The following is a 1,572-nucleotide window of genomic DNA, read 5'->3' on the forward strand; positions in this document are numbered from 1 at the left end:
TGCCATTTTGCTGTTGTGCGGCGGCTGGGTTTTACTCTCCCTTTCCTCAGGCTATCTGCTGACCGCGGCCATGATGTTTTTGGCACTTGCCCTGTCGTTCCATTCCACTTGGCAAAGCAAACGCTATCTGCTGACCCTGATTGGCGCCATTGTCGTTTCCCTGCCCCTGCTGATTCTGTATCCGCTGGTGTTATCCAAAACCAATCCAGAATGGTTTGATATTTGGTTCAACCATTATTCCTTAGGCGTATTCGGCGGTTTCCATCAGATTCAGACGGCCTTCAACCTGCCCTATTATCTGAAAAACCTGCTGTGGTTTACCCTGCCTGCTTGGCCGCTGGCGGCATGGACGCTCAGCCGCACGCGTATCCACGATAAAAACTGGGGCATTCTGAGCCTGTCGTGGCTGGTTATCATGACAGCCCTGCTCGCCATCAACCCTCAACGCCTGCAAGACAACCTCGTTTGGCTGTTGCCACCGCTCGCCCTGCTCGGCGCGGCACAACTGGACGGCCTGCGTCGCGGTGCAGCGGCATTTATCAACTGGTTCGGCATCATGGCATTTGGTCTGATTGCCGCCTTCCTGTGGCTGGGCTTCTTCGCCATGAACTACGGCTGGCCTGCCAAACTGGCCGAACGCGCCGCCTATTTCAGCCCATATTACATCCCCGACATCGATCCGATTCCGATGACCGTCGCCCTGCTGTTTACCCCGTTGTGGCTCTGGGCGATTACGCGTAAAAACATCCGCGGCCGCCAAGCCGTGACCAACTGGGCAGCCGGCGTTACCTTGGCTTGGGCCTTGCTGATGACCCTGTTTTTACCGTGGCTCAACGCCGCCAAAAGCCATGCGCCGGTGGTACACCAAATGGAAGCCGCGCTTTCTTCCGAATTGAAACAGAAACTTTCAGACGGCCTCGAATGTATCAACATCGACAGCCAAGACCAGCGCACCCGCATCGCGTGGACACAATACAGCCATATTAAAACCACGACCGACAACCCGTCCTGCCGCTACCGCCTCATCCGCCAAGCCGCCAATGTCGACGCACCTTCGGGCTGGCAAACCTTGTGGCAAGGCGCAAGACCGCGCAACAAAGCCGAAACTTTCCTATTACTGGAAAAAACTGCAGCGCAATAAATCCGTGACACTAGCCATAAAGCTGAATATTCCTGCTACATTCAAATAAAAGGCCGTCTGAAAGAACTTTTATCCTTTCAGACGGCCTTTGACTCACTTTAACACCGCTTCCCGTACAATGGCCCTTTTCCCTTATCTGCCTAAAAATATGAAGCCCAACCGCCTTTTGCCCCTCGTCCTCTTATTGACCGTCCTCTCCGCTCATGCCAAAGATTTCATCATCTACGACCGCATGGACTACGTCGGCAAACCCGACCTGACTGCCGATAAACTCTCCAAAGTGTTCTTGGTTTACGAAAGTGAGCTGGTCAAACCCGATCCGACAGGCAAACGCAAACACGGCGTACTCAACGAAGCGCGTATCCGCGAATTGGCCAAACAATCGCGCCGCGAAGGCTACCGCACCATTTCCACCGACATCGAAAGCTGGT

At 54.3% G+C, this 1,572-nt stretch carries 1 protein-coding gene and 1 pseudogene; both read left to right on the forward strand.

Annotation, left to right across the window (positions count from 1 at the left end; all coding sequences use genetic code 11):
* Window positions 1-1,141: glycosyltransferase family 39 protein (locus ACTHUT_RS20150; RefSeq protein WP_440419575.1), on the forward strand; the 1,141-nt coding region annotated here is incomplete at its 5' end.
* A gap of 148 nt (window positions 1,142-1,289) precedes the next feature.
* Window positions 1,290-1,572 (forward strand): annotated as a pseudogene (locus tag ACTHUT_RS20155) (hypothetical protein); the annotation flags it as partial.

The organism is Neisseria sp. P0022.S010 (assembly GCF_051956635.1).